The sequence below is a fragment of the Pseudomonas sp. TNT3 genome (assembly GCF_010095445.2).
In the GTDB taxonomy this organism is placed as follows: Bacteria; Pseudomonadota; Gammaproteobacteria; order Pseudomonadales; family Pseudomonadaceae; genus Aquipseudomonas.
The window spans coordinates 155,745-180,018 of record NZ_WFGV02000003.1 but is presented as its reverse complement, the minus strand read 5'-3'; the positions used below and the strand labels follow the sequence as shown (position 1 = coordinate 180,018).

The window sequence follows — 24,274 nt, the reverse complement described above, 5'->3', positions numbered from 1 at the left end:
GAAGGCTCGAACCGCGCTCGGACGATCTTTTGTTCTTGTGGATGGCTAACGGAAATCCCGCCGCTGACGAATCAATGTGTAGGCGTTATGCAACTCCCGCGTTTTGTCCGTGGCCTCCCGAACCTGCATCGCCGTCGCGCCACTGCCGGCAATTTTGTCCGGATGATGACGACTGAGCAGGCGCCGATAGGCGTGCTTGATCTGCGCCGGATCGCTGGTGGCGGACACTCCCAGCAACCGCATTGCGTCCTGATAGGTCAGGGTATTGCTGACCAACGGACGTTTCTGTGGCTCGTAATCGGTCGCCAGTGCCTGTACCTGCCGCGAACTCCAGCCCAGCCACTTGCCCCACTGCGCAATCAGCTCACGCTCACTGCGCCCCGCCTGGCCGTCGGCCCAGATCATTCGCCAGCAGGCGCGCAACACCCCTTCCGCCGCGAAAGGCTGGGCGCTCAAGCGCCTCAAATGACCACGTAAACGGTCATGCCCGGACTTGCCTCGATTGAACGCGGCAATCGCTCGGCGCTGAGCTGACTCGGTCATTTCCAGAGCACGCATTTCCTGACGGGCTTGCTGGATGTGCCCATCCACGACGCGTCCGTCACACTTCGCCAGCCGTCCAAGCAGCACAAACAATAGTTCGTCATTGCGCAGTACAGGACGGCCACCGAGCTTTTCCCGCAAATGCCCCCAGCTCTGCAGTTGCAAACGCCGGTCCAACGCCTGCCCTAACAAGGCGCCAAGCATGGCCCCCGGGATGCTGGCTATGGCAAAGCCGGCTCCGGCTCCAATCAGAGTCCCTGGCCACAACATGTCAGCGGCTCGCTTCTAATAGAGTTTCCACTTCAGCGAGACGCTCGTGAGTACCCACATCGACCCAGTGTCCGCTAAGGCGCTCGCCGGTGACCTGCCCTGCCGCCATCGCTGTGCGCAGCAACGGCGCGAGTTTGAACGCGCCCGCAGAACACCCATCGAACAGCTGCGGATGCAGCACGGCAATGCCGCTGTAGGTCAATGTTTCAGCACCCGGCTCATTGTCGCGAACGTGACCGTCGCTCAGACTGAAATCGCCGGTCGGGTGATGAGGCGGGTTGTCCGCCAGCACCAGATGCGCCAACCCGCAGATAGGCTGGTGCAACACGCTGAAGTCATAGTCGGTCCAGATATCACCGTTGACTACCAGAAACGCGTCGTCGCCCAATAGCGGCAATGCACGGAAAATGCCGCCGCCAGTTTCCAGTGGCTCACCCTCCGGCGAGTACTGGATTCGAACGCCGTACTGCGATCCGTCACCCAGATAGTTTTCAATCTGCTGACCGAGCCAGGCGTGGTTGATCACTATTTCGGTGAAGCCCGCGATTGCCAGGGCCTTCAAGTGATACTCGATCAGCGGCACACCACCGGCACGAACCAGCGGCTTGGGCGTGGTCAGGGTCAGCGGGCGCAAGCGTTCGCCTTTGCCTGCCGCCAGAATCATCGCCTTCATGCTGTTACTCCGCCGCGCAGGCTGTCCAGCAACGCCCCTAGTTCAGCCAGCTCAGGTCGGCGCGCCACAACGTCCTCTATATAAGCAAAGAATCGCGGTACGTCCGCCAGATAGCGCGGCTTGCCGTCGCGGTGACAGATGCGGGCAAAGATCCCGATGACTTTCAGGTGACGTTGCACGCCCATCAGGTCACTGGCACGCAGGAAATCTTCCAGATCCGGCTGAACCGGGATGCCGAGAGCGGCCGCTTGCTGCCAATAATCTTCCAGCCACCCGCGTACACGCTCTTCAGGCCAGCTGAGAAAAGCATCCTTGAACAGGCAGGTCACGTCGTAGGTCACGGGGCCATAGACCGCGTCCTGAAAATCCAGCACACCGGGGTTGGGCTGGCTGAGCATCAGGTTGCGCGGCATGTAATCACGATGGACCAGCACTTTCGGCTGTGCCAGTGCGCTGTCGATCAACAGATCGCTGGCTTTCTGCCAGAGCGCTTGCTGAGCGGAATCGAACTCGATGCCCAATTCATGCTTGACGTACCACTCTGGGAACAATTCCAGCTCACGCCGCAGCAATGCCACGTCATAACTTGGCAACGGCGCCACCATTGGCAGTTGCTGAAACGCCAGCAACGCTTGCAGCGCATCCTTGAACAGATCATCGGCGTTTTCGCTGTTGATCACGTCGAGGTACGTCTTGTTTCCAAGGTCATTGAGCAGAAGAAAGCCGCGTTCAAGGTCTTCGGCATAAATTTTCGGCACGTTAATTCCGGATTTCTCCAGCAAAAATGCAATATCCACGAAGGGTTTGCAGTTTTCCTGAGGCGGAGGTGCGTCCATCACGACGAAACTCCTGCCCTCGCCCTCCCAGCGAAAATACCGCCGAAAACTTGCGTCACTGCTGGCAGCAGTCAACGTGGCCGGGGGTACGACACCCCAGCCCTGATCTGCGTAAAGAATCGTCAATTGCTCATCGAGCCAAACTTTCAGGTGTTGCAAACGTACATCTTGGTCAGGCATTGCAAGGGTCTCCGACGGCGCTAGCCGTCAAGCGGGTCATGCTTTATTATCCAGCATCTTTTTCAGACCATCGAGAGGCGTGCGGCCCACACCGCGGGCAGATGGCACGCAGGAAGCCCGGACTAATAAGATGGCATTGAAATCCCCCGCGTTTCGTAAAAAATTTCCGTTGTTGGTTACCGGCAGTCTGCTGGCCCTGCAACCCCTAGCCACTTCGTTCGTGGTCGCCGCGGAACAGTATGACTGCTCAGTCTCTGCTTCGGGTGCCTGGGACTGTGCGCCAAAATCGCCAGCGGCTGCCCTGCCTCCACGCCCCGTCCATGACGGCAGTGCGGTAGGCGCGAGCGGCGAGACACCGGCCGACAGCGGTTCCAGCGAAGACACCGGCGCCAAAACGGCACTGGTGACCGAGGCCAAGGGACGCGGATTGAAGTCGCGCAGTGCAGACTACAGTCACCTCGACTGGGTTCCACGCGAAAACCTCACAGCAGCGCAATTGGCCGAAACAGGTCCTTACTGCTCTGGTTCCTATATCGAACCGATTCGTCCTGGCATGAATGACAAGACGAGTAAAAGTGACGCCCCGACCTTCCTCGGCGCCAAAGCCTCCCGCTACAAGCAGGATGAGCAGGTCGCTACCCTGGCCGGTGACGTCGTCATGCGCCAGGGCAGCATGCAGGTCGAAGCCGACGAAGCAAATCTTTATCAGGCTGAAAGCCGTGGCGAACTGAGCGGCAATGTCCGGGTTCGTGACAATGGCGCCCTGATCGTCGGCGACCACGCTGATGTCCAGCTCGACACCGGCGAAGCCAAGGTCGACAACGCCGAGTACATTCTTCACAAGTCCCGTATTCGCGGCAGCGCCCTGTACGCCAAACGTGCCGAGAACGCGATCATCCGCCTCAAGGATGGTACGTACACCACGTGCGAACCGAACAGCAACGCCTGGCAGCTCAAGGGTAATAACATCACCCTTAACCCGGCCACCGGCTTCGGCACCGCGACCAACGTGACACTGCGGGTCAAGGACATTCCTGTTCTTTACACGCCGTACATCTACTTCCCGATCGATGACCGTCGCCAGTCCGGCTTCCTGCCGCCGACTATAGGCACCGGCACCGATACCGGCTTCATGCTGGTCACGCCGTACTACTTCAACCTGGCGCCGAACTACGACGCCACGTTGTACCCGCGTTACATGAGCAAGCGTGGCTTGTTGATGGAAGGCGAGTTCCGCTACCTGACCCCGTCCAGCGAAGGTCAGTTCGGCGCCGCGTACCTCAACGACGACGACACCGAGCGCAGCAAACAGTCCGATTACGAAAAAACCCGCTACATGTACAACTGGCAGCACAAAGGTGGCCTCGACTCGCGCGTCTTCACGCAGGTCGATTACACCAAGATCAGCGATCCGTATTACTTCCAGGATCTGCAGACTGACCAGATTGGTGTGAAAAGCGCTGATTATGTGAACCAGCAGGGTTCGGTTAGCTATCGTGGCGACAGCTACACCGCCCGACTGAATGCCCAGGCTTATCAGCTGGCGACTGTTTCGAACATCACACCGTATGACCGTTTGCCGCAGATCACCTTTGATGGCGCGCTGCCGACTCATCCGGGCGGCCTGGACTTCACTTACAACACCGAACTGGTGCGGTTTGATCGCGACCTGAAAAATGGCAACTTCACCGATGAAGATGGCGTTTCTACTCCGCGACTGGACACCAACGTTCAAGGTCTGGCTCGTGCCAATGGCGATCGCCTCAACCTTGCACCGGCTGTCAGCCTGCCGCTGGATTGGTCATATGGGTTCCTGAAACCACAGCTCAAATACCAATACACCCAGTACCAGTTGGATCTGGACAGCATCGGGAAATCCCAGATTGCCGCGCAAAATGCGGCGGCTGCAGCGGCCGGGACTGAAAACATCAATGGCCAGTTCGACAGCAACCAGAACCGTGGCGTTCCGATTGCGAGCATTGACAGTGGCCTGTACTTCGATCGCAAAACCACCTGGTTTGGCAAGAACTACAACCAGACCCTCGAGCCGCGCCTCTATTACCTCTACGTTCCAGAGACGAACCAGGAAGATATTCCGGTATTCGACACCAGCGAGTACACATTCAATTACTCGTCGCTGTTCCGTGACAACCGCTTCTCCGGTGCCGATCGCGTCGGTGACGAGAACAAACTGGCCCTGGGTATCACTAACCGCTGGATCGAAGACAACGGTTTCGAACGTCAACGCATCAGCATCGGTCAGGCGTTCTACTTCAAGAACCGCGAAGTTCAACTGCCAGGTATCGACGCCAAAACCCGCGAAGACGCGAAATCCAAAGTTTCGCCTTATGCGCTGGAATACGAATATCGCTGGAACCGCGATTGGCGCACCACTGCCGATTACAACTGGGACCCGGATACCCGCAGCCCTCGCTCGGGCAGCGCGATGTTCCACTACCAGCCTGAAGACAACCCGAACAAGGTTATCAACGCCGGTTATCGCTATCGCAACGACCAGATCCGCTACGACCAGAACACCGGTAAGTGGGCTGTGGGCGGCGGTGACTACGGTACTCCCGGCCAACCTGGCTACGTGAAGGACTACTACAAGATTCAACAGCACGACTTCTCGGTGATCTGGCCGATCGTGCCGCAATGGAACCTCATCAGCCGCTGGCAGTATGACTACAACCGTAACCGTACCCTGGATGCCTTCGGTGGCTTCGAGTACGACAACTGCTGCTGGAAACTGCGCGTGATCAACCGCTACTTCGTCGACTACGACGAAACCAGCCAAGACGCTCCGGAAAACGAAAAAGGCGACCATGGCGTCTTCCTCCAAATTGTTCTGAAGGGACTCGGCGGCCTCACCGGCGCCAAAGTAGAGAGCTTCCTCGACAAAGGCATCCAAGGTTATCGTGAACGTGAAGACCAAGCTTTCTGATTGTCTGCGCCCGCTCGTGCTGGGCGCGCTGTTCCTGGGTACCGCGGCCAACGCCGCGGTACAGTCCATCGATAAAGTGGTGGCCATCGTCGACAACGACGTGGTCATGCAGAGCCAACTGGACCAACGAGTTCATGAAGTTCAGCAAACCATCGCCAAGCGTGGCGCCGCTGCGCCGCCGCCTGGCGTGCTGGATCAGCAGGTGCTGGAGCGCCTGATCGTCGAAAACCTGCAACTGCAGATCGGCGAACGCTCCGGCATCCGTATTACCGATGAAGAACTGAACCAGGCTGTCGGCACCATTGCACAGCGCAACAACATGACCGTGGATCAATTCCGCGCAGCCCTGACTCGCGATGGTTTGTCTTACGACGACGCCCGTGACCAGATCCGTCGCGAAATGATCATCAGCCGTGTACGTCAGCGTCGTGTGGCCGAGCGCATCCAGGTGTCCGAGCAGGAAGTGAAAAACTTCCTTGCTTCCGACCTTGGCAAGATGCAGCTGTCCGAAGAGTTCCGCCTGGCCAACATCCTGATTCCTACGCCGGAAAGCGCCAACTCCGACGCGATTCAGAATGCTGCCAAACAAGCGGACGCGGTTTACCAGCAGCTCAAGCAAGGCGCTGACTTCGGTCAGTTGGCAATCGCCAAATCCGCCAGCGAGACAGCACTGGAAGGCGGCGACATGGGCTGGCGTAAAGCAGCTCAATTGCCACCACCGTTCGACCGGATGCTGAGCACCATGGCGGCTGGGGACATCACCCAGCCAATGCGCACTCCAGGTGGCTTCATCATCCTGAAGATTCTCGACAAGCGTGGCGGCGAGGCCCAGGTACGTGACGAAGTGCACGTGCGTCATATCCTGGTCAAACCTAGCCCGATCCGTGATGAAGCAAAAACCAAGGCTTTGGCTGAGTCGCTCTACACACGCATCGAATCAGGCGAAGACTTCGGCGAGCTGGCCAAGAGCTATTCGGAAGACCCGGGCTCCGCCCTCAACGGTGGCGACCTGAACTGGATCGACCCGAACGCACTGGTTCCTGAATTCCGTGAAGTGATGGCCAACACCCCGCAAGGTAAGCTGTCCAAGCCGTTCCAGACTCAATACGGCTGGCACGTCCTGGAAGTCCTTGGTCGCCGCGCTACCGACAGCACCAACCAGGCGCGCGAGCAGCAAGCAATGACCGTCCTGCGTAATCGCAAGTACGACGAAGAGCTGCAAACCTGGCTGCGTCAGATCCGTGACGAAGCATACGTAGAGATCAAACTCCCTGGTGCAGACCAGGCAGCGCAGTGAAACCCCAACGTTTCGCGCTGACACCCGGCGAACCAGCCGGCATAGGTCCTGACCTGTGCCTGCTGCTTGCCTCGCAAGCCCAGCCGCACCCCCTGATTGCCATTACCAGCCGTGACCTGCTCCTTGAGCGGGCCGCGCAGCTGGGTGTGGCTGTCGATCTGCTTGCGGTGACACCGGACAATTGGCCAGATGCCCCGGCGCCGGCCAACAGCCTGTACGTGTGGGACACTCCGCTCAACGCCAAGGTCATCGCCGGACAACTGGACAAAGCCAATGCCGCGTTCGTGCTCGAAACCTTGACCCGTGCGGGCCAAGGCTGCCTGGACGGGCATTTTGCAGGCATGATCACCGCGCCAGTTCATAAAGGCGTGATCAACGAATCGGGGATCGCCTTCTCCGGGCACACGGAATTTCTCGCCGACCTGACCCAGACCGCGCAAGTGGTGATGATGCTGGCGACTCGCGGATTGCGCGTGGCGCTGGTCACCACTCACCTGCCCCTTCGCGACATTGCCGACGCAATCACACCGGAGCGTCTGGAGCGGGTCACTCGAATCCTGCACGCCGATCTGCAGGAAAAATTCGGCATCGCCCAGCCTCGCATCCTGGTCTGCGGGCTTAACCCGCACGCCGGTGAAGGCGGTCACCTGGGCCATGAAGAAATCGACATCATTGAACCTACACTGGAGCGCCTGCGTGGCGAGGGCATGGACCTTCGCGGCCCCCTCCCCGCCGACACTCTGTTTACCCCCAAATATCTGGAGCACTGCGACGCGGTGCTGGCGATGTACCACGACCAGGGCCTGCCGGTACTGAAGTACAAAGGCTTCGGCGCGGCAGTGAACGTGACTCTGGGCTTGCCAATCATCCGCACCTCGGTCGACCACGGCACAGCCCTGGACCTGGCCGGCAGCGGAAAAATCGACACCGGCAGCCTGCAAGTCGCCCTTGAAACCGCCTACCAGATGGCCGAGACCCGTTTATGACCGAGCATTATCAACACAAGGCGCGCAAACGCTTTGGCCAGAATTTCCTGCACGATGCCGGCGTTATCGACCGCATCCTGCGCTCCATCCATGCCAAGGCCGAAGATCGCCTGCTGGAAATCGGCCCAGGCCAGGGGGCATTGACCCAAGGCCTGTTGAGCAGCGGCGGTCAGCTCGACGTAGTGGAACTGGACAAGGACCTGATCCCGATCCTGAACCAGCAGTTCGCCAGCAAGAGCAACTTCAACCTGCACCAGGGCGATGCATTGAAGTTTGACTTCAACAGCCTGAATGCAGCACCCGGCAGTCTTCGGGTCGTCGGCAACCTGCCGTACAACATTTCCACCCCGCTGATCTTTCACCTCCTGCACAACGCCAGCCTGATCCGTGACATGCACTTCATGTTGCAAAAGGAAGTGGTCGAGCGCATGGCTGCAGGCCCCGGTGGCGGTGACTGGGGTCGTCTGTCGATCATGGTTCAGTACCACTGCCGCGTGGAGCATTTGTTCAACGTAGGCCCTGGCGCGTTCAATCCGCCGCCTAAAGTCGATTCGGCCATCGTGCGCCTGGTACCTCACGCGGTGCTTCCGCACCCGGCCAAGGATCACAAACTCCTGGAACGCGTCGTGCGCGAAGCCTTCAACCAGCGCCGTAAAACCTTGCGTAACACTCTCAAGCTGCTGCTCAGCAATGACGAGATCGAAGCGGCCGGAGTCGATGGCAGTCTGCGCCCGGAGCAACTCGATCTGGCCGCGTTCGTACGCCTGGCCGACAAGCTCAGCGAACAAGCCCTACAGAAACCCGACGCAGACTGAGACAAACGAGCGTTATCGGGTAAGACACCAGCCGTCAGGTCTGGTTTACTACCCGATACTTGGCCTAGACTGAGTTCTATCAGCTACGCCCCGCGTCCCGCTTCGTTTTTAAGGCCTCTTGCATGTCCGATCCTCGCTATCAGGTCGACGTCAGCGTCGTCACCCGCTATCTGGCAGAACAATCGCAACCCGAGCACGAACGCTTTGCCTTCGCTTACACCATCACCGTGCAAAATAATGGCGAGCTACCCGCCAAGCTGCTGTCGCGGCATTGGGTAATCACCGATGGTGACGGGCATGTCGAGGAGGTTCGTGGTGCGGGCGTCGTTGGCCAGCAACCGTTGATCGATCCGGGCAAAAGCCACACCTATAGCAGTGGCACGGTGATGACTTCCAAAGTCGGCACGATGCAGGGCACCTATGAAATGATCGCCGACGATGGCAAGCATTTTGATGCTGTCATCGCACCATTTCGTCTGGCGGTGCCCGGAGCCCTGCATTGATGGCAACGTACGCCGTCGGTGACTTGCAGGGCTGTCTTGAGGCATTGCATTGCCTGCTTGAGAAAGTTGCCTACGACCCGGCCAAAGACCGTTTGTGGCTGGTAGGCGATCTGGTCAATCGCGGCCCCCAATCTCTGGAAACCCTGCGCTTTCTCTATAGCATCCGCGAATCGCTGGTGTGCGTACTCGGCAACCATGACCTGCATTTGCTGGCCGCGGGAAAGAACATCGAACGCCTGAAAAAAAGCGACACCCTTCGCGAAATTATCGAAGCTCCCGATAGCGCAGAGTTGCTGGACTGGTTGCGCCAGCAGAAGCTCATGCACTACGACGAACAACGCAACGTCGCGTTAGTGCATGCCGGCATTGCGCCGCAATGGTCGCTGCGTAAAGCCCTCAAGTGTGCCGCCGAGGTCGAGGCGGCCCTGCAAGACGACAACATGCTTCCGCTTTACCTCGACGGCATGTACGGCAACGATCCGGCGAAATGGGACAGCGACCTCAAAGGCGTCACGCGCCTGAGGGTAATCACCAACTATTTCACCCGCATGCGTTTCTGCACCGCCGAAGGCAAGCTCGATCTCAAGAGCAAGGAAGGCGTCGATTCAGCACCGCCAGGTTACAAGCCCTGGTTTCAGCACAAGGAACGCAAAACCAAGGACGTTAAAATCATCTTTGGTCACTGGGCCGCGCTGGAAGGCAAAGTGCTTGAACCGGGCATTTCGGCGCTCGACACCGGCTGTGTCTGGGGCGGTGCCCTGACCCTGATGAATGTCGACAGCGGCGAGCGCCTGTCCTGCAAATGCGATGAGCATGGCCATGTAGCCAAACCGCCAGTCGCCCAGACTATTTCCGAATCATCGTCAGCCAGCGCCCAGCGCTAGACTGCGCTTTCAGCCGAGCCACAGGAGCCCGCCATGAGCGAATTCAAACGTATCCCCCCAGAACAGGCCCAGGCCCTGCGTGAACAAGGTGCAGTGGTAGTCGATGTTCGCGATCCACAAACCTATGCTGCACTACACATCGCTGGCTCCAAACATCTGGACAACGTTTCCATCTCGGATTTCATCCGGGCAGCCGACCTCGATGCACCGACCGTCGTGGTCTGCTACCACGGCAATTCCAGCCAGGGCGCTGCGGCATATCTGGTTAGTCAGGGCTTCTCCGACGTCTACAGCATGGACGGCGGTTTTGAGTTGTGGCGTACGACTTATCCTTCAGATACCACGCAAAGCACTTCTGAATAATATTTTTGTAACGCGCAAGCCCCCGTCTCCCGTGGGCTTGCGCCGAGGCAGACGAACGGTCAGCCACAACTAATTACGTATCTCGCCTTTACCTCCCGAATTCCCAACTATCCTTAAGCCCAGGCCATCCAAAACAGGGGAGAGCCGGTACACCGGCGCGCGGGTCATCGGGAGTAGCTTTCGCAGTCGTCAGCTGTGAAAGAGTTCTGGGGGGTAAACAGCGACTGCCTGTTCGGTTGCTGCCAGCATCGACTGAGTGATCCGGCGTCGGCTCCACGTATCGAGCGAGGTGACGTCATGAGTATCTTTAGCCACTTCCAACAACGCTTCGAATCCACACGCCAGGAAGAACTCTCTCTGCAAGAGTATCTTGAGCTGTGCAAAAAGGACCGCAGCGCCTATGTATCCGCCGCCGAACGCTTGTTGCTGGCTATCGGTGAACCGGAGCTGCTCGACACCTCGACCAACTCGAGGCTGTCGCGAATCTTCTCCAACAAGGTTATTCGTCGCTATCCGGCCTTTGAAGACTTCCACGGGATGGAAGAATGCATCGACCAGATCGTGTCGTATTTCCGTCATGCCGCTCAGGGCCTCGAAGAGAAGAAACAAATCCTCTATCTGCTCGGCCCCGTGGGTGGCGGTAAATCGTCCCTCGCCGAGAAGCTCAAACAGTTGATCGAAAAGGTGCCCTTCTACGCGATCAAGGGCTCACCGGTATTCGAATCGCCCCTGGGTCTGTTCAACGCCACTGAAGATGGCGCGATCCTTGAAGAAGACTTTGGCATTCCGCGGCGCTACCTCAACACCATCATGTCGCCATGGGCTACCAAGCGCCTGGCCGAGTTCGGCGGGGACATCAGCCAGTTCCGCGTGGTGAAGCTTTATCCATCCATTCTCAACCAGATCGCGGTGGCCAAAACCGAGCCGGGAGACGAGAACAACCAGGACATCTCCGCGCTGGTGGGCAAGGTCGATATCCGAAAACTGGAGGAATACCCACAGAACGACGCCGATGCTTACAGCTACTCGGGCGCACTGTGCCGGGCCAACCAGGGCCTGATGGAATTCGTCGAAATGTTCAAGGCGCCGATCAAGGTGCTGCACCCGTTGCTGACCGCCACTCAGGAAGGCAACTACAACAGTACCGAAGGACTGGGGGCCATTCCGTTTACCGGGATCCTGCTCGCTCACTCCAACGAATCGGAATGGCACACCTTCCGTAACAACAAGAACAATGAAGCGTTCATCGACCGGATCTACATCGTCAAAGTGCCGTACTGCCTGCGGGTCAGCGACGAGGTGAAGATTTACGACAAGCTGCTGTTCAACAGTTCGCTGGCCAAAGCTCATTGCGCGCCAGACACCTTGAAGATGCTGGCCCAGTTCACCGTGCTCTCGCGCCTCAAAGAACCGGAGAACTCCAACATCTATTCCAAGATGCGGGTGTATGACGGCGAGAACCTCAAGGACACTGATCCGAAAGCCAAATCGATACAGGAATACCGCGATAACGCTGGTGTTGACGAAGGCATGAACGGGCTGTCCACGCGTTTTGCATTCAAGATCCTGTCGAAGGTCTTCAACTTCGATCCACACGAAATTGCCGCCAATCCGGTCCACCTGCTTTATGTACTTGAGCAGCAGATCGAACAGGAGCAATTCCAGGCCGAGACGCGCGAACGCTACCTGCGCTTCCTCAAGGAATACCTGGCACCGCGTTATATCGAATTCATCGGCAAGGAGATCCAGACCGCCTACCTCGAGTCTTACAGCGAGTACGGCCAGAACATCTTCGATCGCTACGTGCTGTACGCAGACTTCTGGATTCAGGATCAGGAATACCGCGATCCGGAAACCGGCGAGATCCTCAATCGGGTGGCGCTGAACGAAGAGCTGGAAAAGATCGAAAAACCGGCAGGCATCAGCAATCCGAAGGATTTCCGCAACGAAATCGTCAACTTCGTACTGCGCGCCCGAGCCAACAACAATGGCAAGAACCCGACCTGGCTCAGCTACGAAAAACTTCGCGTGGTCATCGAGAAGAAAATGTTCTCCAACACCGAAGACTTGCTGCCAGTTATCAGCTTCAACGCCAAGGCGAGCAAAGAGGATCAACAGAAACACAACGACTTCGTCACACGAATGGTCGAGCGCGGGTACACAGACAAACAGGTACGACTGCTGTCCGAGTGGTATCTGAGGGTTAGAAAGTCCCAATAAGGGAGCGGCAAGCGGCAAGCGGCACATCACCAACGAACACGCGCTGTTTGCGTAATTGTGGCCATATGTCGCGCGCCGCTTGTTTCTGAAGCTTCTGTCTTGCAGCTTGAAGCTTATGACTCGAAGCTCCCCGGAGGGCCTATGAGCTATGTGATCGACCGACGTCTCAATGGCAAGAACAAGAGCACGGTGAACCGCCAGCGGTTTCTGCGGCGCTACCGTGATCACATCAAGAAAGCCGTCGAAGAGGCGGTCAGCCGGCGTTCCATTACGGACATGGAACATGGCGAACAGATCAGCATTCCCGGTCGTGACATCGACGAGCCGGTGCTTCATCACGGCCGTGGTGGCAAGCAGACTGTCGTGCACCCCGGTAACAAGGAATTCACCAGCGGCGAGCATATTGCACGTCCGCCGGGCGGGGGTGGCGGTAGAGGTCCAGGCAAAGCCGGCAATTCGGGTGAAGGGATGGACGAGTTCGTCTTCCAGATCACCCAGGAGGAATTCCTTGAATTCATGTTCGAGGATCTCGAGTTGCCGAACCTGGTCAAGCGCAACCTGACTGGCACTGACACCTTCAAGACGGTTCGAGCCGGGATCAGTAACGAAGGCAATCCATCGCGGATCAACATCATCCGTACCCTTCGCTCAGCCCATGCCCGACGCATTGCATTGTCCGGCAGCAGCCGAGCAAAGTTGCGTGAAGCGAAAGAGGAACTGCTGCGACTGAGACGGGATGAACCGGATAACTTCGGCGATATTCAAGAAATTGAAGCTGAAATCGAAAAACTCAGCGCGCGAATCCATCGCGTGCCATTTCTCGACACATTCGACCTCAAGTACAACCTGCTCATCAAGCAACCCAACCCCAGCTCGAAAGCAGTGATGTTCTGCCTTATGGACGTTTCCGGCTCCATGACCCAGGCAACCAAGGACATCGCCAAGCGCTTCTTCATCTTGCTGTACCTGTTTCTCAAGCGTAACTACGACAAGATCGACGTCGTGTTCATCCGCCACCACACCAGCGCCCGGGAAGTGGACGAGGAGGAATTCTTCTACTCGCGGGAAACCGGCGGCACCATCGTCTCCAGCGCCTTGAAACTGATGCAGGAGATCATGGCCGAGCGCTATCCAAGCAATGAGTGGAACATCTACGCCGCTCAGGCCTCGGACGGTGACAACTGGAATGACGACTCACCGATCTGCCGCGACATTCTGATCAACCAGATCATGCCGTTCGTGCAGTACTACACTTACGTCGAGATCACCCCACGCGAACATCAGGCTCTGTGGTTCGAGTACGAACGGATAGCAGAAGCCTTTTCTGAAACGTTTGCCCAGCAACAACTGGTCTCGGCCGGCGATATCTATCCGGTCTTCCGTGAACTCTTCCAGCGCAGGTTAGTGACATGACCGCCAAAGAGCAGAAGCGCCAACCCATTTCCACCGGCTCCGAATGGACGTTCGAGCTGATTCAGGCCTACGACCGTGAAATCAGTCGTATTGCGGCTCGCTACGCACTCGATACGTACCCTAACCAGATCGAAGTGATCACTGCTGAGCAGATGATGGATGCCTATGCCTCGGTAGGTATGCCACTGGGTTACCACCACTGGTCCTATGGCAAACACTTCCTGAGCACCGAGAAATCCTACAGTCGAGGCCAGATGGGGCTCGCGTATGAAATCGTGATCAACTCAGACCCGTGCATCGCTTATCTGATGGAAGAAAACACCATCTGCATGCAGGCGTTGGTGGTTGCGCATGCCTGCTACGGGCACAACAGTTTTTTCAAAGGCAACTACCTGTTCCGCACCTGGACGGACGCCAGCTCGATCATTGATTACCTTGTGTTTGCCAAGCAATACATCATGCAGTGCGAAGAGCGCCATGGCATCGATGCTGTCGAGGACCTGCTGGACTCTTGCCATGCATTGATGAACTACGGCGTGGACCGCTACAAGCGCCCCTATCCGATATCAGCGGAAGAGGAACGCCGCCGGCAAAAGGACCGTGAGGAACATTTGCAGAAGCAGATCAACGATCTGTGGCGCACGATTCCAAAAGGCGCGGACAAATACAGCGACAAGGATAACGCGCGCTTCCCCGCCGAACCTCAGGAAAATATCCTGTATTTCATCGAAAAACATGCACCTCTGCTCGAGCCATGGCAGCGGGAAATCGTGCGAATCGTGCGCAAGATCGCCCAGTATTTTTATCCGCAACGCCAGACTCAGGTCATGAACGAAGGCTGGGCCACGTTCTGGCACTACACGTTGATGAATGACCTGTATGACGAAGGTCTCGTTACCGACGGTTTCATGATGGAGTTTCTGACTTCACACACAAGTGTGGTCATGCAACCGGGTTTCGACAGCCCTTACTACAGCGGCATCAACCCTTACGCATTGGGTTTTGCCATGTACAGGGACATTCGGCGCATGTGCGAAAGCCCCACGGAGGAGGACTATCGCTGGTTCCCGGAGATTGCCGGTACGGACTGGCTGTCGAGCATCAAATTCGCCATGAGCAGCTTCAAGGACGAGAGCTTCATCCTGCAGTATCTGTCACCGAAAGTGATTCGCGACCTGAAGCTCTTCAGCATTCTTGACGATGACCAGAAAGACGATCTTCTGGTTCCCGCCATTCATGACGAAGGAGGCTATCGCACTATTCGCGAAACCCTCGCAGCGCAGTACAACCTGGGCAATCGGGAGCCCAATGTGCAGATCTACAGCATCGATCGGCGCGGTGATCGCTCCTTGACGCTGCGTCATCAGCAGCACGACCGCAAGCCATTGGGAGAATCGACCGAGGAAGTGCTCAAGCATCTGCATCGGCTCTGGGGCTTCGACATACACCTGGAAACCCTGCAAGGGGATCAAGTGACGAAAACCCACCACGTGCCGCCAAAAGGTGAGCATTCCGAAAGTGATTATGGGCGCCTGGACTTGGCTGTCATTCATCTTTGAACCGGTTTCGGCCTCCGTTAGCTCGACGCAAAGGTTATCCTGTCGAGCTAACGGAGGTTTTTTATGCAGATTTATAAAGTCGGTGGCGCAGTACGTGACCGCCTGCTGGGCAAACCTGTCACCGACATCGATTGGGTCGTCGTCGGGGCCACCACCGAGGAAATGCTCGCCAAAGGTTTTCGTCCGGTGGGATCTGATTTTCCGGTTTTTCTTCATCCAAAAACCGGCGAGGAATATGCGCTTGCTCGCACAGAACGCAAGAGCGGACGCGGCTATGGCGGCTTCACCTTCCATGCCAGCCCTGAAGTTACCCTTGAAGAAGATCTGGTTCGCCGCGACCTGACAATTAACGCGATGGCCGAAGACGACCAGCAAAATCTGACGGATCCTTACCAAGGTCAGAAAGACTTAAAAGAGCGCCTGCTACGCCACGTTTCCCCGGCGTTTGCCGAAGATCCCCTTCGTGTGTTGCGCGTTGCCCGCTTTGCCGCCCGTTACGCGGCGCTGGGCTTTACCGTCGCGCCCGAGACTTTGGAGTTGATGCGTCAGCTCAGCGAGTCCGGCGAGCTGGAAGCCTTGACCGCCGAACGCAGCTGGAAGGAAATTTCCCGGGCCTTGATGGAAGACCAGCCGCAAGTATTCATCGAAGTACTGCGCGAATGCGGCGCGCTCAAGGTCCTGATGCCTGAGGTCGATGCCTTGTTTGGTGTACCGCAGCCTGAAGTTCATCACCCGGAAATCGACACGGGCGCACATACGCTCAGCGTCCTTGAGCAATCGGCCCTCCACAAGCAACCGCTTACGGTGCGTTGGGCCTGCCTGCTGCATGATCTGGGCAAAGGCCTGACGCCAAAGGAAGAATGGCCGCGCCACATCGCCCACGAGCACACGGGCCTGAAGCTGATAAAAGCGGTTAACCAACGCTTCAAAGCGCCGCGAGACTGCCAGGAGCTGGCGCTGCTGGTGGGCCAACTTCACACCCATGGTCATCGCGCTTTGGAACTGAAGCCTTCGACCTTGCTGGAGTTACTGCAAAGCTTTGACGTCTATCGGCGACCACAGCGGTTCGAAGAGTTTATAGCGGCGTGCGAGATGGACGCTCGAGGACGCAAAGGTCTGGAGCAGAGAAGTTATCCACAAGCGGATTATTTGCGTGGCGCGGCAACTGCCGCCAGAAGTGTGGCCGTTCAACCGTTGCTGGAGAAAGGATTCAAGGGACCAGAGCTGGGGGAAGCGATCAAGCGCGAGCGTTTGAAAGCGCTCAAGGCTTACAAGGAAGCCGCCTCGGCTTGAAAAGCATCGCGGGCAAGCCCGCTCCCGCAGGTACGGTGTCGACCTTGTGGAAGCGGGCTTGCCTGCGATAGCGTCACAGCAATTCTAAGGGGGTCAGCTGCTCACCGTGCCACTCGAACGCCACTGGCGCCAACACTTGATCGATCTGCGCCTCGCGCCACAACGTCGCAAAGCTTTTGCCTACGCCCGGATGCACGCGATCCGCGGCAATGAGCGACAAGGGCCACAGCACGAAGGCATTTTTCAGGATTTCTGCTCGCGGCAAGATCAAGCCATCGAAGTTGCCTACCAGGTCGCCGAACAGCAACACATCGATGTCCAGGGGCAAACCCTTGCGGTCCGGTGCGTAGCGACCATTGTCCGCCTCGATGAATTTCAGCCGTCGATCAAGCTCCATCAACGGCAGGTCGGTAAACGCCGAAACCACGAAGTTGAAAAATGGCCCGCTCTTGATCCCCACCGGCTGGCTTTCGAAGACTGCCGAGCAGCGGATATCCACCAGAAAACCAGCGAGCGCATCCAGACCCGCCTGTAGATGGGTTTCGCGCTCGATATTGCTACCAAGCCCGAGATACACCTGAGTCAGCGACATCCGCGCTCGATCTCCACACCCACACCACCTTTGGCAGCGGGAACCGCACCAGGCTTGGTCAGCTTGAGGCGCACCCAAGTGACCTTGAATTCACTCATCAATACTTCAACCAGGCGCTCGGCGAAGGTTTCGACCAGCTGAAACTGAGCCTGCTCGGCAAACGCCTGAATGCGCGACGAGACGCTGGCGTAATCAAGTGCCAAAGTCAGGTCGTCACCGGCGGCAGCAGGGCGATTGTCCCAGGCAAAACTCAGATCAAGACGCAAGCACTGTCGGATGCCTCGTTCCCAGTCGTAGGCACCAATCACGGTGTCGACTTCCAGGCCCTCGATAAACACTCTGTCCAAGCACTTCTCTCCGCTGCACGACAAGGGCGCAATGCGCCGTTAGAATCAGGGCGTCCTCGCCCGGAATAGTTAGCATGTTTTGGTTACTGGCGATTCTCGCCTACCTGCTCGGCTCGCTGTCCTTCGCCATTTTGCTCAGCCGCCTGACCGGTAACCCCGATCCGCGAATGAGTGGCTCAGGCAATGCCGGCGCCACCAATATGTTGCGCCTGGCGGGCAAAAAACTCGCCGTGCTGACCTTGCTGGGCGACCTCTGCAAAGGATTGCTGCCAGTACTGATCGCAAGTCTTGCAGGCCTTTCACTGCAAGAACAGGCCTGGATCGGCATCTGCGCCGTCATCGGTCATCTATTCCCGCTGTATTTCCGCTTTCGTGGCGGCAAAGGCGTCGCCACCGCTGCCGGCATGCTGTTGGGCCTCTACCCGCCGGCCGCGTTGCTGGCGGTTTGTGCGTGGCTCCTGACGTTCTACCTCACCCGTACCAGCTCACTGGCGGCACTGATCGCCACACCGCTGACCCTGCCCCTGCTCGCCTGGCAAGAGCCGGCGGCATTGCTGCCCATGAGCGTGCTCACCGGGCTGATTGTCTGGCGTCACCGCGGCAATCTACGCGACCTGTTTGCCGGGCGCGAACGGCATTTTTAAATGCCGCGCATGAGTACCGCTCATCAGAGTGGCGACAACTGCTCCATCGGCCACCGCGCCTGCACGCTGATCGCCAGGCTTTCGTGCTGGCCGGCTTGCAGTCGCTGGCAACCGGCAAACGCGATCATCGCCCCGTTGTCGGTACAAAACTCCGGACGCGCGTAAAACACATCGCCTTTCAAGTCGCCGAGCATCTTTTCCAGCGAAGTGCGCAGGGCCTTGTTGGCGCTGACGCCTCCAGCAATCACCAGACGCTTCATACCCGCCTGCTTCAGGGCACGCTTGCACTTGATGGTCAAAGTCTCCACCACGGCCTGCTGGAACGCCAGCGAGATGTCGCAACGGGCTTGATCACTGTCGTCCCCGGCACTGACACACTGCTGCCAGGTGTTCAGGGCGAAGGTTTTCAGACCACTGAAACTGAAAGCCAGACCCGGTCGGTCGCACATCGGACGCGGGAAAGTGAAACGTCCTGCTACTCCCTGCTCCGCCAGGCGCGCAATTTCCGGTCCACCCGGATAATTGAGGCCCATCATCTTCGCGGTCTTGTCGAAGGCTTCACCGGCGGCGTCGTCGAGTGTCTCGCCCAACAGGGTGTATTGACCGATTCCGTCGACCTGAACCAACTGCGTATGACCGCCCGATACCAACAAAGCGACGAACGGGAATTGGGGGGGCTGCGCCTCCAGCATGGGCGCCAGCAAGTGACCTTCCATGTGGTGCACGCCCAACGCTGGAATGCCCCAGGCAAAGGCCAACGCCTGGGCGCACGAAGCCCCCACGAGCAAGGCACCCACCAGGCCAGGACCCGCGGTATAAGCGATGGCGTCGATCTCGGTAGGCACACAGCCCGCCTCTGCCAACACCTGGCGAATCAAGGGCAGCATGCGCTTGACGTGATCACGCGAGGCCAGCTCCGGCACCACACCGCCATAGGCACGATGCAGGTCAATCTGGCTAAACAGCGCGTCGGCCAACAAACCGCGCTCACTGTCGTAAAGTGCGACACCAGTTTCGTCGCAAGAGGTCTCTAATCCCAGTACTAGCATGGGTTTGCGCCTTGTTTAGGCTGAATTCGAAGGCGCGCATAATAGTCCCCATGCGATGCCCCGACCAGCGGTTTTCGATCAGAGGCTTTGCATTCCGAGCGATGAGGGGTTAACATCCGCAACCCTTAAAAACCGACGTCTTCAAGTGCTCTTTTGCCGCGAGGATGTTGACCCCGGTAATGAATGAAGGTAGCTCTGGATGCCAGCCGTCAAAGTAAAAGAGAACGAACCCTTCGACGTAGCTCTGCGTCGTTTCAAGCGCTCCTGCGAAAAAGCCGGTGTACTGGCTGAAGTTCGTAGCCGCGAATTTTATGAGAAGCCAACTTCTGAGCGTAAGCGCAAAGCAGCAGCCGCTGTTAAGCGTCACGCGAAGAAAGTTCAGCGCGAACAGCGCCGCGCCGTTCGTCTGTACTAATACACAGACGTTCGTAGCAAGCTTCTGCCAAGCCCGGCCCTCAGCCGGGCTTATGGCATTTGCGGAAAACGCTTGATGCTTCACCGTCAAAGTCGCAGACGCGACCTAGACAAATCTGCTTCACAGCGTCAGACCTGGCTCTTTTGCCAGCGGTGCACGTCTTTTCTGACGAGCCTTCCAAGGCTACTGACGAGCACACCCACTGATTCCTCTCACGACGATCAGCCCAAGGCACCTTCTTGCGTGCCCGCTTATGAGCTATCCGAGGCCATTGACTGGCCGTTGCGGAGTTCAGCGCAATACTTTCAAAAAGTCGAATACTGATTGGTACTAACGTCAGTGGATTTTCGGCAGATACACTTCCCGACAGCGATTACGCAAACGACACCGTTTGAGCCGCCAACCTTGCGCGTCCCAAGCAACGAACCACGCTCGTTCGTCGTAAGTTTTGGATCCACTTCATCGCAGATGACGAGAACGCCATGGCCGGGCTAATTCCCCAGAGCTTCATTGACGACCTTCTGAACCGCACCGACATCGTCGATGTAGTCAGCTCGCGCCTGCAAATGAAAAAAGCCGGCAAGAACTACACCGCCTGCTGCCCGTTTCACAAAGAGAAAACCCCCTCCTTCAGCGTCAGTCCCGACAAGCAGTTCTATTATTGCTTCGGCTGCGGCGCTGGCGGCAATGCACTCGGCTTCATGATGGACCACGACAACCTGGACTTCATCCAGGCTGTCGAAGAACTGGCCAAAGCCGCGGGCATGGAAATCCCCCGGGAAGAAAGTGGCCGACCGCATAAACCGCGACAGCCAACCGACTCTCCCCTGTACCCACTGCTCACCGCCGCTGCCGACTTTTATCGTCAGGCACTTAAAAGCCATCCATCGCGCAAAGCCGCTGTGGATTACTTGAAGGGACGTGGATTGACGGGCGAGATCGCACGGGACTTCGGTCTCGGCTTCGCGCCACCCGGCTGGGACAATCTGTTCAAACACTTGAGCAGCGATACCCTGCAACAGAAAGCCATGGTCGACGCCGGCCTATTGATCGAGAACGCCGAAGCCGGCAAACGCTATGACCGATTTCGCGATCGTGTCATGTTCCCGATTCGCGATAGCCGGGGGCGCATCATCGCGTTCGGCGGCCGGGTATTGGGCGACGACAAACCGAAGTACCTGAACTCTCCAGAGACCCCGGTCTTCCATAAAGGCCAGGAGCTCTACGGCCTTTATGAAGCGCGCAAGAACAACCGCAACCTGGACGAAATCATTGTTGTCGAAGGCTACATGGACGTTATTGCCCTCGCCCAACAAGGCCTGCGCAACGCCGTCGCCACCCTGGGCACCGCCACCAGCGAAGAGCACTTGAAGCGACTGTTTCGCGTCGTGCCCAACGTGCTGTTTTGCTTCGATGGCGACCAGGCTGGCCGCAATGCTGCCTGGCGTGCACTGGAAGCGACGCTGCCGTGCCTGCAGGACGGACGTCGCGCTCGCTTTCTTTTCCTGCCCGAGGGCGAAGACCCGGACACCCTGGTTCGCTCCGAAGGCACTGACGCGTTCCGGGCTCGCATCAATCAGCACGCTCAACCGCTGGCCGATTACTTTTTTCAGCAGTTGACCGAAGAGTCGGACCCACGCTCGCTTGAAGGCAAGGCCCACATGGCCACCCTCGCTGCACCGCTGATCGACAAGGTGCCGGGTGCAAACCTGCGCATCCTGATGCGTCAGCGCCTGACCGAAATTACCGGTCTCAGTGGCGAAGCGGTCAGCCAGCTGGTGCAAAGCGCACCGCAAGATGCGCCGCCGGCCTACGATCCGGGCATCGACTACGATGTCATGCCTGACTACAGCGACTACCATCAGCCGCAAGCGCAAGACATGTACGCGCCGCAGCAGGAATGGACGCCGAAAAAACCCGGCGCTGGCGGCAAAAAGTGGGACAAGAAGCCTTGGGACAAGAATGGCAAACGCGGCGGTGATCGTGATCAGCCCCGCGCGCCACGCACGCCGATTGCGGTGGAAGCCCCGACGCTGATCGCGCTGCGCACCCTTATTCATCATCCCGATCTGGCTGGCAGGGTAGAAACCGCCGACCACTTCGCCAATGAAAGCAACACATACGCACAGTTGCTGGTCGCCCTTATCGGGGCCGTGCAAAAAAATCCTAAGCTAAACTCAATTCAGTTGATGGCCCGCTGGCACGGGACCGAACAGGGGCGATTGCTCAAGGCATTAGCGGAAAAGGAATGGCTGATTGATGGCGACAACCTTGAACAACAGTTTTTAGACACCATTACTAGGTTATCGGCAGCTCAACACACGGATAGCCTGGAAGCACTCATCAGAAAAGCCAGGCAGCCAGGATTGAGTGCAGAGGAAGCAAATCAGATCGCAAATCAGATGCGCGACCTATTAAAACGCAATATGGCTGTATCAAACCCGACCTCAACTGGCGCGTGAGGTCATAGCTCAGGTATAATCCTCGGCTTGTTTTTTGCCCGCCAAGACCTTCAGTGGATAGGGTGTTATGTCCGGAAAAGCGCAACAGCAGTCTCGTATCAAAGAGTTGATCACACTTGGTCGTGAGCAGGGCTACCTGACTTACGCGGAGGTCAACGACCACCTGCCGGAGGATATTTCAGATCCGGAACAGGTGGAAGACATCATCCGCATGATCAACGACATGGGGATCAACGTATTCGAGGTTGCGCCAGATAAGGATTCCCTTATGCTGGCCGACGCCGATACCGACGAAGCCGCGGCCGAAGAGGCAGCAGCAGCGTTGGCAGCGGTCGAGACCGACATTGGTCGCACCACCGACCCAGTGCGCATGTACATGCGTGAAATGGGTACGGTAGAGCTCCTCACACGTGAAGGCGAAATCGAAATCGCCAAACGTATTGAAGAGGGCATCCGCGAAGTGATGGGCGCAATTGCGCACTTCCCTGGCACGGTTGACCATATTCTCTCCGAATACACTCGCGTCACCACCGAAGGTGGCCGCCTGTCCGACGTCCTGAGCGGTTATATCGACCCGGACGACGGCATTGCGCCGCCTGCTGCAGAAGTGCCACCGCCTGTCGATCCGAAAGCCGTGAAAGCGGACGACGACACCGAAGACGATGACGCCGAAGCAACGACTGATGACGAAGAAGAAGCCGAAAGCGGTCCGGATCCGGTCATCGCAGCACAGCGTTTTGGCGCTGTCTCCGATCAGATGGAAATCACCCGCAAGGCGCTGAAAAAGCACGGTCGTGGTAACAAGCTGGCAATCGCCGAGCTGGTGCTTCTGGCTGAGCTGTTCATGCCGATCAAACTGGTTCCGAAGCAATTCGAAGGCCTGGTCGAGCGTGTTCGCAGTGCCCTGGATCGTCTGCGTCAGCAAGAGCGCGCGATCATGCAGCTTTGTGTTCGTGATGCTCGCATGCCACGTGCCGACTTCCTGCGCCAGTTCCCGGGCAACGAAGTTGACGAAAGCTGGACCGATGCGCTGGCCAAAGGCAAAAGCAAATACGCTGAAGCCATTGGTCGCCTGCAGCCGGACATCATTCGTTGCCAGCAAAAGCTGACCGCGCTGCAAACCGAAACCGGTTTGACGATTGCCGAGATCAAGGACATCAACCGTCGCATGTCGATCGGTGAGGCCAAGGCCCGCCGCGCGAAGAAAGAGATGGTAGAAGCGAACTTGCGTCTGGTGATCTCCATCGCCAAGAAGTACACCAACCGTGGCCTGCAATTCCTCGATCTGATCCAGGAAGGCAACATCGGTTTGATGAAAGCGGTAGACAAGTTCGAATACCGTCGCGGCTACAAGTTCTCGACTTATGCCACCTGGTGGATCCGTCAGGCGATCACTCGCTCGATCGCCGACCAGGCCCGCACCATCCGTATTCCGGTGCACATGATCGAGACGATCAACAAGCTCAACCGCATTTCCCGGCAGATGTTGCAGGAAATGGGTCGCGAACCGACCCCGGAAGAGCTGGGCGAACGCATGGAAATGCCTGAGGACAAGATCCGCAAGGTATTGAAGATCGCTAAAGAGCCGATCTCCATGGAAACCCCGATCGGTGATGACGAAGACTCCCATCTGGGTGACTTCATCGAAGACTCGACCATGCAGTCGCCAATCGATGTCGCCACCGTTGAGAGCCTTAAAGAAGCGACTCGCGAAGTACTGTCCGGCCTCACTGCCCGTGAAGCCAAGGTCCTGCGCATGCGCTTCGGTATCGACATGAATACCGACCACACCCTCGAGGAGGTTGGTAAGCAGTTCGACGTGACCCGTGAACGGATTCGTCAGATCGAAGCCAAGGCGCTGCGCAAGCTGCGCCACCCGACGAGAAGCGAGCATCTGCGCTCCTTCCTCGACGAGTGACAACAAAACCCCCGGCCCAGGCCGGGGGTTTTGCTTTATGCAGATTAAATCCCCCGCGCCTCCCTCCC

General features: G+C 57.7%; 21 protein-coding genes. 15 read left to right on the top strand and 6 right to left on the bottom strand.

Going from position 1 to position 24,274, the window contains the following annotated elements:
• Positions 1-45: 45 nt before the first annotated feature.
• Genes GBC55_RS03655 through GBC55_RS03645 form a run of 3 tightly spaced genes read right to left on the bottom strand, consistent with a single transcriptional unit; the run spans position 46 to position 2,502 of the window.
• Complete coding sequence (locus tag GBC55_RS03655) at positions 46-813, bottom strand: DnaJ domain-containing protein (RefSeq protein WP_162436271.1); 768 nt, start codon at positions 811-813, stop codon at positions 46-48.
• Between the two features lies 1 nt (position 814).
• Positions 815-1,486, bottom strand: coding sequence for an N-acetylmuramate alpha-1-phosphate uridylyltransferase MurU (murU, locus tag GBC55_RS03650; protein WP_162436270.1), 672 nt, complete (start codon positions 1,484-1,486; stop codon positions 815-817).
• Positions 1,483-2,502 carry a phosphotransferase gene (locus tag GBC55_RS03645; RefSeq protein WP_162436269.1) on the bottom strand — a complete coding sequence of 340 codons (1,020 nt, stop codon included), beginning with the start codon at positions 2,500-2,502 and terminating at the stop codon, positions 1,483-1,485. Before GBC55_RS03645 ends, murU begins: the two co-directional genes overlap by 4 nt.
• 130 nt (positions 2,503-2,632) lie before the next feature.
• Between GBC55_RS03645 and GBC55_RS03640 the strand changes: the two genes are divergently transcribed.
• The 11 genes from GBC55_RS03640 (at position 2,633) to GBC55_RS03590 (ending at position 16,779) form a co-directional block, all read left to right on the top strand.
• Positions 2,633-5,446, top strand: a complete 2,814-nt coding sequence (locus tag GBC55_RS03640; protein WP_162436268.1) for an LPS-assembly protein LptD — start codon at positions 2,633-2,635, stop codon at positions 5,444-5,446.
• Positions 5,427-6,743 (top strand): peptidylprolyl isomerase SurA, encoded by a 1,317-nt coding sequence (gene surA / locus GBC55_RS03635; protein ID WP_162436267.1) that lies wholly within the window; start codon positions 5,427-5,429, stop codon positions 6,741-6,743. The genes GBC55_RS03640 and surA overlap by 20 nt, the downstream gene beginning before the upstream one ends.
• Positions 6,740-7,729 carry a 4-hydroxythreonine-4-phosphate dehydrogenase PdxA gene (gene pdxA / locus GBC55_RS03630; RefSeq protein WP_162436266.1) on the top strand — a complete coding sequence of 330 codons (990 nt, stop codon included), beginning with the start codon at positions 6,740-6,742 and terminating at the stop codon, positions 7,727-7,729. Before surA ends, pdxA begins: the two co-directional genes overlap by 4 nt.
• Positions 7,726-8,544 carry a 16S rRNA (adenine(1518)-N(6)/adenine(1519)-N(6))-dimethyltransferase RsmA gene (gene rsmA / locus GBC55_RS03625; RefSeq protein WP_162436265.1) on the top strand — a complete coding sequence of 273 codons (819 nt, stop codon included), beginning with the start codon at positions 7,726-7,728 and terminating at the stop codon, positions 8,542-8,544. The genes pdxA and rsmA overlap by 4 nt, the downstream gene beginning before the upstream one ends.
• A gap of 122 nt (positions 8,545-8,666) precedes the next feature.
• A complete protein-coding gene (gene apaG, locus GBC55_RS03620; RefSeq protein ID WP_162436264.1) occupies positions 8,667-9,047 on the top strand; it encodes a Co2+/Mg2+ efflux protein ApaG in 381 nt (126 codons plus the stop codon).
• Positions 9,047-9,931, top strand: coding sequence for a symmetrical bis(5'-nucleosyl)-tetraphosphatase (locus GBC55_RS03615; protein ID WP_162436263.1), 885 nt, complete (start codon positions 9,047-9,049; stop codon positions 9,929-9,931). The genes apaG and GBC55_RS03615 overlap by 1 nt, the downstream gene beginning before the upstream one ends.
• A gap of 33 nt (positions 9,932-9,964) precedes the next feature.
• A complete protein-coding gene (gene glpE, locus GBC55_RS03610; protein WP_162436262.1) occupies positions 9,965-10,294 on the top strand; it encodes a thiosulfate sulfurtransferase GlpE in 330 nt (109 codons plus the stop codon).
• 297 nt (positions 10,295-10,591) lie between these two features.
• A complete protein-coding gene (locus GBC55_RS03605) occupies positions 10,592-12,514 on the top strand; it encodes a PrkA family serine protein kinase (RefSeq protein WP_046029985.1) in 1,923 nt (640 codons plus the stop codon).
• 141 nt (positions 12,515-12,655) lie between these two features.
• Entirely contained in the window at positions 12,656-13,927 is a 1,272-nt protein-coding gene (locus tag GBC55_RS03600) for a YeaH/YhbH family protein (protein ID WP_162436261.1), read from the top strand.
• On the top strand, positions 13,924-15,486 hold the full coding sequence (locus tag GBC55_RS03595; RefSeq protein WP_162436260.1) for a SpoVR family protein: 1,563 nt from the start codon (positions 13,924-13,926) through the stop codon (positions 15,484-15,486). Before GBC55_RS03600 ends, GBC55_RS03595 begins: the two co-directional genes overlap by 4 nt.
• Before the next feature lie 63 nt (positions 15,487-15,549).
• Positions 15,550-16,779, top strand: coding sequence for a multifunctional CCA addition/repair protein (locus GBC55_RS03590; RefSeq protein WP_162436259.1), 1,230 nt, complete (start codon positions 15,550-15,552; stop codon positions 16,777-16,779).
• A 73-nt stretch (positions 16,780-16,852) separates the two neighbouring features.
• Here GBC55_RS03590 and folK read toward each other — a convergent pair whose 3' ends face one another.
• Positions 16,853-17,371, bottom strand: coding sequence for a 2-amino-4-hydroxy-6-hydroxymethyldihydropteridine diphosphokinase (gene folK / locus GBC55_RS03585; protein ID WP_162436258.1), 519 nt, complete (start codon positions 17,369-17,371; stop codon positions 16,853-16,855).
• Entirely contained in the window at positions 17,362-17,718 is a 357-nt protein-coding gene (gene folB, locus GBC55_RS03580; RefSeq protein WP_162436257.1) for a dihydroneopterin aldolase, read from the bottom strand. The genes folK and folB overlap by 10 nt, the downstream gene beginning before the upstream one ends.
• 74 nt (positions 17,719-17,792) lie before the next feature.
• Here folB and plsY point away from each other — a divergent pair, with 74 nt between their 5' ends.
• The gene (gene plsY / locus GBC55_RS03575) at positions 17,793-18,362 is read left to right on the top strand and encodes a glycerol-3-phosphate 1-O-acyltransferase PlsY (protein WP_162436256.1); all 570 of its coding nucleotides are present in this window, start codon (positions 17,793-17,795) and stop codon (positions 18,360-18,362) included.
• A gap of 23 nt (positions 18,363-18,385) precedes the next feature.
• Here plsY and tsaD read toward each other — a convergent pair whose 3' ends face one another.
• Positions 18,386-19,411, bottom strand: a complete 1,026-nt coding sequence (tsaD, locus tag GBC55_RS03570; protein WP_162436255.1) for a tRNA (adenosine(37)-N6)-threonylcarbamoyltransferase complex transferase subunit TsaD — start codon at positions 19,409-19,411, stop codon at positions 18,386-18,388.
• Positions 19,412-19,610: 199 nt separating this feature from the next.
• Here tsaD and rpsU point away from each other — a divergent pair, with 199 nt between their 5' ends.
• The 3 genes from rpsU (at position 19,611) to rpoD (ending at position 24,206) form a co-directional block, all read left to right on the top strand.
• The gene (gene rpsU, locus GBC55_RS03565; protein ID WP_002551877.1) at positions 19,611-19,826 is read left to right on the top strand and encodes a 30S ribosomal protein S21; all 216 of its coding nucleotides are present in this window, start codon (positions 19,611-19,613) and stop codon (positions 19,824-19,826) included.
• Positions 19,827-20,308: 482 nt separating this feature from the next.
• A complete protein-coding gene (gene dnaG / locus GBC55_RS03560) occupies positions 20,309-22,288 on the top strand; it encodes a DNA primase (protein WP_162436254.1) in 1,980 nt (659 codons plus the stop codon).
• Positions 22,289-22,355: 67 nt separating this feature from the next.
• Positions 22,356-24,206, top strand: coding sequence for an RNA polymerase sigma factor RpoD (gene rpoD / locus GBC55_RS03555; protein ID WP_162436253.1), 1,851 nt, complete (start codon positions 22,356-22,358; stop codon positions 24,204-24,206).
• The last annotated feature ends 68 nt before the right edge of the window (positions 24,207-24,274 follow it).